The sequence below is a fragment of the Kitasatospora sp. NPDC057198 genome (assembly GCF_042670125.1).
Taxonomy (GTDB): domain Bacteria; phylum Actinomycetota; class Actinomycetes; order Streptomycetales; family Streptomycetaceae; genus Kitasatospora.
Genome location: NZ_JBHUWH010000393.1, coordinates 1 through 7442, shown reverse-complemented (window position 1 = coordinate 7442; position 7442 = coordinate 1). Strand labels below are relative to the sequence as shown.

Here is a 7442-nt window from a genome sequence, read left to right as displayed (position 1 = left end):
GCGCTACCTGCCGCTCTGGCGGGACGAGTTGGTGATCGCCCTGCCGGCCGGACACCCGCTGGCCGAGCGGCCGGACGTCGACCTGGCCGAACTCGCCGGGCTGCCACTGCTGTTGACCGAGCGGCGCAACCACCCGACCCTGGTCGACCTGGTGACGGACGCCTGCGAACGGTCCGGTTTCCGGCCGCTGTTCGGCCCGCCGCACAGCACTTTGCAGAACACCCTGGCCGCGATCGGCGCCGGCACCCCGGCCTGGACGGTCGTGTACGCGGCCAACGCCCGGATGACGCACGCCCGCCGGATCGCCTTCCGCCCCTGCCGCACCCCGCTCGCGCTGCCGATGTCACTGGCCGTCCGGCGCTCCGCCCCGCCGCCCCGGCTGCTGCTGGAGGTCTGCCGGCGGGCCGCCGAACCGGCTCCGAACAGCGGCGATCAGGATCCGTGATCGCTGCGAGAGCGAACCGGGTCTGGGTGCGGACGGCCCTTTCCGGTGAACTGGTGTCAGCCGGAAGGACCGGCCCGCAGGACAGGAAACACAGGAGCCGAAGATGCCCATCGTCACCATTCAGCAGGGCCCGCGCGAGGTCGAGCAGAAGCGCGAGCTGGTCGAGCGGGTCACCGCCGCCTTCGTCGAGGCCCTGGACTGCCCGGCCGAGAGCGTCCTGGTCTGGATCCAGGAGTACCCGGCGGAGAACTGGGGCAAGGCCGGCAAGCTGATCGCCGACCTGTAGCACGCCCGGCCGCACCGGACGGTTCGCGGGGCCGCGAACCGTCCGGGCCCACCGCGTCCCGAGCCGCCCTCAGGGGGCCCGCCGGCTCACTCCCCCGGCGGCCGCACCCAGGGCGCCCGCCGCTGGCCCGGCTCCAGCCGCTCCCGCCAGTACCGGAAGACCAGGCCGGGGGCGATCTCCAGCCGCCGGGCGGCGATCAGCCCGGTCGCCGGCGCCTCCCCGTCGACCTCGCACTCGAAGGCGACCAGCACCCCCGGCGCCCCGCCCGCCGCCCGGGACACCAGCTCCACCTCCCGCGGCGTCGCGGTCCGGAACACCGGGTCCTGGAAGAATTCGTCCGGGCACTGGACAAAAGCCGGTCCGTGGAAGCGCAGTTCGAGCGCATGGTGGTACGTCAGGTCGTGGTCCGCGCCCAGTACGAACAGCTCGGGCGTCGAGGAGACCACGTCCCAGTCCCACCACGAGCCCTCCGGCAGCTCCGGCACCAACAGCATCACGGCCCCCTTCACGGTCCGCCGCCAACCTACGCGAGGCCGGGACGGGCACCGAACGGAAAAAGTGCCGCCAAGAGAACCGCCGAGCGCCAGGATGATCTGATGAGTGACCGTCTGATCACTCGGCGGACACACGGGGGGCTTTATGCGCAAGGACACGGACAGGAACGAGACACCGGCGTCGACTCGGGGGAACTCCCGTCGGGCGCTCCGGCACCTGCCGGCGACTGCCGTCTGCGCCGCCCTGCTGCTCGCGACGACAGCCTGTTCGAGCGACACGGGCAAGTCGGCACCGCCGCCCAGCACGGCACCCTCGTCGCCCGCGGCCGCGGCCTCGACTCCGACCCCGGCTCTGCCCCCGACCCCGACCCCGACCCCCGACCCCCGATCGTTCGGCGCAGGCGAAGGCGGACGTCCTCGCGGCCTACAATGCCTTCAACGACTACCGGATCCGCGCTCTCACGAGCGGGCACGGCGACGTGAACGAGCAGGCCGCCGTCGCCAGTGGCTCGGCCTACCAGGCCCTCGCCGGCGACATCTTCGGGGCCCAGCAGAGGGGGCTGATCTACCGGGGCGCTCTGACCACCAATCCCGAAGTCACCGCGCTGCACCTCACCGCCTCGCCCGCCGAGGCGACCTTGACGGACTGCCTCGACACGTCCGACCGGGGCGTCGTGTTCGCCTCCAGCGGCAACAACGCGAAGGCTCCCGACCAGCAGAGCCGCATCTTCTACAGCGTCACCGCCCAGCAGGTCCCCGACGGTACGTGGCGCATCAGCGACTTCTCCTCGGACCGGGGGCACGCGTGCTGAGAACCCGGGCCGTCCTGGTCGCGGCGGGCGTCGTTGCCGCCGCCGGTCCGGCATCCGCCGACGCCCCGGGCCCCGCACCCGCCCCGGCTTGACGATCCGTCAGAGATCGTCCGCCCAGGGCGGGTTGGCGCCGGGCACGGCGACCGTCCGGGCGGCGACGCGGGCGGCGAAGGTGCAGGCGCGCTCCAGCTCGTCGGGGGTGAGCGAGTCCAGCCGTCCGCCGAGGTGGCCCTGGGCGGCGAGGGAGTGCAGCAGTCCGGCGGTGAAGGAGTCGCCCGCGCCGACGCTGTCGGCCACATGGGTCACGGGCGCGGCCACCCGGAGCCGGTGGCCGTCCAGCGAGGCGAGCGCGCCGCGTTCGGCGAGCGTCACGACGACCAGCCGGGCGCCGGCCGCGTGCCAGCGGTCGCAGGCGTCCTCGGGGGTGGTGCCGGGCAGCAGGATGTGCAGGTCGTCCTCGCTCAGGCGCAGCAGGTCGGCCAGTTCGCACCAGTGGTCGAGGCGCCGCCGGTACTGCTCGGGGGCGGCCAGCAGCGGGCGGACGTTGGGGTCGATCGAGACGGTGGCGTACGGGCGGGCCGCGGCGAGCAGTTCCTCGATCCGCGGGCCGCCGGGGTCGCGCACCAGGGCGAGCGAGCCGGTGTGCAGGCACACCGACCCGTCGGCGCGGGCGGCGGCCAGTTCCGCGCCGGTCCACTGCCAGTCGGCGGTGCCCTCCGCGTGGAAGGAGTACGTGGCGCGGCCCTCGCCGTCGAGCGCGGCCAGCGCCAGGGTGCTGGGTTCGGCGGCCGCGACGGTGCCGGTCAGGTCGACGCCGGAGCCGGCCAGGTGGGCCCGGAAGAGTTCGCCGAACGGGTCGGCCGAGATCCGGCCGACGAACCGGGTGGGCGTGCCCAGCCGGGCCAGCGCGACCGCGGTGTTGGCCGGGCCGCCGCCGGGCAGCACCCGCAGCGCGAGTTCGCCCGGCCGGGCCCCGTCCCGTTCCACGAAGGCGTCGGCGACGCACTCCCCGACCACGGTGATCTGCCGACCCGCCATCGAAACCAGCCTCCCAACAGGGCGAACGCACATCCGGCGGTCCGGACTCCATCACCGGTGGCCGCCCGTAGTCAACGCGCGGGCCGTCCCCGGGGTCACTCCGCCGTCCCCCCGGGCGCCCGATGTACGTTTCAGGGCGCCGTCTCGAACGACCTCCGTCAAGTGGGAGCGCTCCCAGACCTCTTGACGACCCCCAGGTATGTCTGGCTTCATATGGCAGGCCCGCGAGGGACGAGAGTGGGAGCGCTCCCGATCGTCCCCCACCCCGACCGGGTCGCTCCCCCTCCGGCCCACCCGAGGAGCTCTGGCCTCCGCTCCACGAACGTCTCGTACCACCCCACCCCCACCGGACGCCCCCACCCGCGTCCAGAGAGGAACGAGACCCATGCGCCTCCGAATGCGCCTGACGCGCCGCCTGGCGGGCTGTGCCGCAGCCCTGGCCGCCGCACTCGTCACCACGCTGACCGCCCCGGCGGTCCCGGCGGCCCAGGCCGCCACCACCGGCACCACCGTGACCGCCGCCGCCTCCGCCGCGGGGGCCGGCTACTGGCACACCAGCGGCCGGCAGATCCTCGACGAGGCCGGGAACCCGGTGCGGATCGCGGGCATCAACTGGTTCGGCTTCGAGACCTCCAACTACGTGCCCCACGGCCTGTGGAGCCGCGACTACAAGTCGATGATCGACCAGATGAAGTCGCTGGGCTACAACACCATCCGGCTGCCGTACAGCGACGACATCTTCAAGGGCACCGCCCCGAGCAGCATCAACACCTCCAGCGGGATGAACGCCGACCTGGTCGGCCTGGACTCGCTCGGCGTGATGGACAAGCTGGTCAACTACGCGGGCAGCATCGGGATGAAGGTCATCCTGGACCGCCACCGCCCGGACTCCGGCGGGCAGTCGGCGCTCTGGTACACCGCCTCGGTGCCGGAGTCGACCTGGCTGGCGAACCTCAAGTCGATCGCCGCCCGGTACGCGGGCAACTCCGCCGTGATCGGCATCGACCTGCACAACGAGCCGCACGACCCGGCCTGTTGGGGCTGCGGCGACACCGCCACCGACTGGCGGCTGGCCGCCCAGCGCGGCGGCGAGGCGGTGCTGTCGGCCAACTCGAAGCTGCTGGTCTTCGTCGAGGGCGTGCAGAGCTTCAACGGCAGCTCGTACTGGTGGGGCGGCAACCTGCAGGGCGCGGGCCAGTACCCGGTCCAACTGAGCGTCCCCAACCGGGTGGTGTACTCCGCGCACGACTACGCGACCAGCGTGGCGCAGCAGACCTGGTTCTCCGACCCGAGCTTCCCGTCGAACATGCCGGGCGTGTGGGACAAGAACTGGGGTTACCTGTTCAACCAGAACATCGCCCCGGTGTGGGTCGGCGAGTTCGGCACCACGCTCCAGTCGACCACCGACCAGGCTTGGTTGAAGGCGCTGGTGCAGTACCTGCGGCCGACCGCGACGGCGGGCGCGGACTCCTTCCAGTGGACGTTCTGGTCGTGGAACCCCAACTCCGGTGACACCGGCGGCATCCTGAACGACGACTGGACCACCGTCAACACGGTCAAGGACAACTACCTGGCCTCGGTCAAGGCCCCGGGCTTCGGCTCCTCGGGCGGCAACACCGGCGGCGACGTCCAGGCGCCTTCCGTCCCGGGCGGGTTGACGGTCTCCGGCACCACATCGAGCAGCGTCTCGCTGTCCTGGACGGCCTCCACCGACAACACCGCGGTGACCGGCTACGACGTGTACCGCAACGGGACGAAGGTCGGTTCGCCGACCGGAACCTCCTACACCGACAGCGGGTTGAGCGCGGCGACGGCGTACAGCTACACCGTGCGGGCGAAGGACGCGGCGGGCAACGTGTCGGCCGCCTCGGCGGCGGTGACGGCGACCACCGCGACCGGCGGCACCGGCACCAGCTCCGGGTGCTCGGCGGCGATCAGCCTGAACGACTGGGGCAGCGGCCTGACCGCGACGGTGACCGTCACCAACACCGGCACCGCGGCCACCAAGGGCTGGCAGGTCTCCTGGGCGTGGCCCACCAGCCTTCAGGTCAGCGGGAGTTGGGGCGCGAACGTGACCCGCAGCGGGCAGACCGTCACCGCGACGAGCCTGTCCTACAACGGGGCGTTGGCCCCGGCGGCGTCCACCTCGTTCGGTGTCCAGGCGACCCGGACGGACGCCTCGGCGGCGGCGACCGCGACGGCGGTGTGCACCGCGACCTCCTGACCGGCATCCGCCCAGCCGGGCAACACCCGTTCACCGTCGGCCGGTTCTCCCGGCCGGCGGTGAACGTCCTTGTGCGCGGCGGCGGTTCAGGCGGTGCGGACGGCCTCCAGGAAGCCCGCGCCCTCGAAGCCGGACGGCGGGAGCTCGCGTCCCAGCGAGGCGGCGAACGCGTCCATGGCGGTGAAGCCGGTCCGCCAGCCGTGCGCGTCCAGCCAGTCGGCGGTGCCGGCGCCGAGGCCGCCGCGCCACAGCGCGGTCATCTCGGCGAGGCCCGCCTCGGCGGGCACCCGAAAGACGTCGCGGGCCTGCTCGGTGAACAGGCTGCTGCCGGGGGCGGACAGTCCGCCGACGGCGGTGAGGAGGGCGGCGGCCTGCTCGGCGTCCAGGTAGACCAGCAGTCCTTCGGCCAGCCAGACGGTGGGCCGCCCGGGGTCGAACCCGGCCGCCAGGAGCCGGTCCGTCCAACCGGGGTCGGCCAGGTCGGCGGGCAGCGCGACGCGCTCGCAGGCCGCCCGGGCCCCCTGCTCGTCCAGTACCCACTGCTTGAAGTCGAGGACGGCCGGGAGGTCGACCTCGAACAGCCGGGTGCCGGCCGGCCAGGCCAGCCGGTAGGCCCGGGTGTCGAGCCCGGCGGCGAGCAGCACGACCTGGCGGGCGCCGGCGGCGGGCAGCCGGTCGTCGTAGAAGCGGGTGCGCATGATGCCCCTGGTCACCAGCAGCCGGGCCAGCGGCCGGTCCGGTCCGGCCGTGGGCAGCGGGGTGCCGGAGGCCGCGATGAAGGCGAGGGCGTAGGGGTCGGTGAACAGCGGTTCCGGGCGGCTGCTCTCGTAGGCGCGCACCCGGGCCACCGCGAGCGCGGTCCGGGAGACGGGGCTCAGTTGCGCGGCGCGGCGCGCGCCGGGGGCGGCGTCGGCGCCGTGCGCGGCATCGGCGTCGGCATCGGGGGCCGGGGCAGGAGCGGGGGCGGGGCCTGCGGGCTCGTTCGTCGTCATGCCCGCAAAACTACATCGGCGCAGATGCATCCGTGAAGATGCATCTGCGAAGATATATCTGTGGAGATACATTGGGCGAGATGCATCTGTGACGATGCGGTTGTCCGCTCTCGCGCTAGCCTGTCCGCCATGGACGGCGTACGGCTTCTGCGACTGGGAAAGCGGCTCACCGAGCTCGGCCGGGCGATGGTCACCGAGCACGCCTCGGCGGCCCTCACCCCGGGCGAGATCGCGGTCGTCTCCGACGTGTACCAGCACCCCGGCAGCTCGGTGCAGGACATCCGGGTGCGCACCGGTTTCGCCCAGAGCCACGTCTCCACCTCGGTCGCCCGGCTGCGCGAACGCGGCCTGCTGGACGCCGCACCCGATCCGGCCGACGGGCGCCGCACCCTGCTCTCCGTCTCCGCTCCCGCCCGCGACTACATCCGGGCCCGGGTCGCCCGCCCCGCCGAACCGCTGCTCGCCCAGGCCGTCGCCGACCCCGCGCAGGCCCGCCGGGCGGCCGAGCTGCTCGACGAACTCGCCACCCTGCTGCTCCCCGGCCCGCCCCCGGCCGCCCCCGCCCAGCCACCCACCGCCTGACCCCCGGCGCCCGACGCCCACGCCGGACGCCTCCGACCGCCGTACCCGGAGGGGCGCCCCCGGGCACCGTCGGTGAGCATGGAACGGGAGGGACGCAGCACCCAGGGGGCCGGACCGAGCCGACGGAGGCCGTGAATGATCGAGATCGCCGACATCCGGGAGTGGCGCAACCAGGACGTGGTCGACCAGGACGACAAGAAGATCGGCAGCCTGGAGAACGTCTACGTGGACACCGCCACCGACGAGCCGTCCTTCGCCACCGTCACGGTCGGCATGCTCGGCCGGCACCGCCTGGTGTTCGTACCGATCGCGGACGCGGTGGCCGGCCCCGGCTACCTGCGGGTGCCGTTCAACCGCAACGACGTGAAGAACGCGCCGTCCATCGGCGTCGACGACGTGCTTGCCGCCGAGCAGGAGCCCGAGGTCTTCGCGCACTACCACCTCGACTACGCCACCGGCATGAACGGCGAACGGCGCCTGGCCCGCCGCTGAACCCCGCCCCGACCGCGCACCGGCCGCATACCGGCCGCGCACCGGCGAAGCACCGGTGGCTCCGGCCGCTCCCACTC

General features: G+C 73.4%; 9 protein-coding genes. 6 read left to right on the top strand and 3 right to left on the bottom strand.

Features of this window, described 5'->3' with window-relative positions:
- Positions 1-445 (top strand): LysR substrate-binding domain-containing protein (locus ACFUEL_RS31120; protein ID WP_380240134.1); only part of this gene is annotated, 445 nt, incomplete at its 5' end.
- A gap of 103 nt (positions 446-548) precedes the next feature.
- Positions 549-731 carry a 4-oxalocrotonate tautomerase DmpI gene (gene dmpI / locus ACFUEL_RS31115; protein WP_380240133.1) on the top strand — a complete coding sequence of 61 codons (183 nt, stop codon included), beginning with the start codon at positions 549-551 and terminating at the stop codon, positions 729-731.
- Between the two features lie 86 nt (positions 732-817).
- Here dmpI and ACFUEL_RS31110 read toward each other — a convergent pair whose 3' ends face one another.
- Entirely contained in the window at positions 818-1225 is a 408-nt protein-coding gene (locus tag ACFUEL_RS31110) for a hypothetical protein (protein ID WP_380240132.1), read from the bottom strand.
- A gap of 479 nt (positions 1226-1704) precedes the next feature.
- Between ACFUEL_RS31110 and ACFUEL_RS31105 the strand changes: the two genes are divergently transcribed.
- Positions 1705-2037 (top strand): hypothetical protein, encoded by a 333-nt coding sequence (locus ACFUEL_RS31105; RefSeq protein WP_380240131.1) that lies wholly within the window; start codon positions 1705-1707, stop codon positions 2035-2037.
- Between the two features lie 99 nt (positions 2038-2136).
- Here the strand turns inward: ACFUEL_RS31105 and ACFUEL_RS31100 are convergent, their stop codons facing one another.
- Entirely contained in the window at positions 2137-3075 is a 939-nt protein-coding gene (locus ACFUEL_RS31100) for a carbohydrate kinase (protein WP_380240130.1), read from the bottom strand.
- Positions 3076-3460: 385 nt separating this feature from the next.
- On the opposite strand from ACFUEL_RS31100, the gene ACFUEL_RS31095 reads away from it, so the two are divergent.
- Positions 3461-5299: a cellulase family glycosylhydrolase gene (locus tag ACFUEL_RS31095; RefSeq protein WP_380240129.1), complete on the top strand. Its 1839-nt coding sequence runs from the start codon at positions 3461-3463 to the stop codon at positions 5297-5299.
- An 86-nt stretch (positions 5300-5385) separates the two neighbouring features.
- On the opposite strand, the gene ACFUEL_RS31090 is transcribed toward ACFUEL_RS31095, so the two are convergent.
- The gene (locus tag ACFUEL_RS31090) at positions 5386-6291 is read right to left on the bottom strand and encodes an SAM-dependent methyltransferase (protein ID WP_380240128.1); all 906 of its coding nucleotides are present in this window, start codon (positions 6289-6291) and stop codon (positions 5386-5388) included.
- Positions 6292-6420: 129 nt separating this feature from the next.
- Here ACFUEL_RS31090 and ACFUEL_RS31085 point away from each other — a divergent pair, with 129 nt between their 5' ends.
- Both ACFUEL_RS31085 and ACFUEL_RS31080 read left to right on the top strand, forming a co-directional pair.
- Positions 6421-6873, top strand: a complete 453-nt coding sequence (locus ACFUEL_RS31085) for a MarR family winged helix-turn-helix transcriptional regulator (protein ID WP_380240127.1) — start codon at positions 6421-6423, stop codon at positions 6871-6873.
- Between the two features lie 135 nt (positions 6874-7008).
- The gene (locus ACFUEL_RS31080) at positions 7009-7365 is read left to right on the top strand and encodes a PRC-barrel domain-containing protein (protein ID WP_380240126.1); all 357 of its coding nucleotides are present in this window, start codon (positions 7009-7011) and stop codon (positions 7363-7365) included.
- The last annotated feature ends 77 nt before the right edge of the window (positions 7366-7442 follow it).

What these genes read in the sequence shown, in the direction of transcription:
- ACFUEL_RS31110 (WP_380240132.1), bottom strand. Translation starts at nt 1,225, where the DNA reads ATGCTGTTGGTGCCGGAGCTGCCGGAGGGCTCGTGGTGGGACTGGGAC.
- ACFUEL_RS31080 (WP_380240126.1), top strand. Translation starts at nt 7,009, where the DNA reads ATGATCGAGATCGCCGACATCCGGGAGTGGCGCAACCAGGACGTGGTC.
- ACFUEL_RS31090 (WP_380240128.1), bottom strand. Translation starts at nt 6,291, where the DNA reads ATGACGACGAACGAGCCCGCAGGCCCCGCCCCCGCTCCTGCCCCGGCC.
- dmpI (WP_380240133.1), top strand. Translation starts at nt 549, where the DNA reads ATGCCCATCGTCACCATTCAGCAGGGCCCGCGCGAGGTCGAGCAGAAG.
- ACFUEL_RS31095 (WP_380240129.1), top strand. Translation starts at nt 3,461, where the DNA reads ATGCGCCTCCGAATGCGCCTGACGCGCCGCCTGGCGGGCTGTGCCGCA.
- ACFUEL_RS31100 (WP_380240130.1), bottom strand. Translation starts at nt 3,075, where the DNA reads ATGGCGGGTCGGCAGATCACCGTGGTCGGGGAGTGCGTCGCCGACGCC.
- ACFUEL_RS31085 (WP_380240127.1), top strand. Translation starts at nt 6,421, where the DNA reads ATGGACGGCGTACGGCTTCTGCGACTGGGAAAGCGGCTCACCGAGCTC.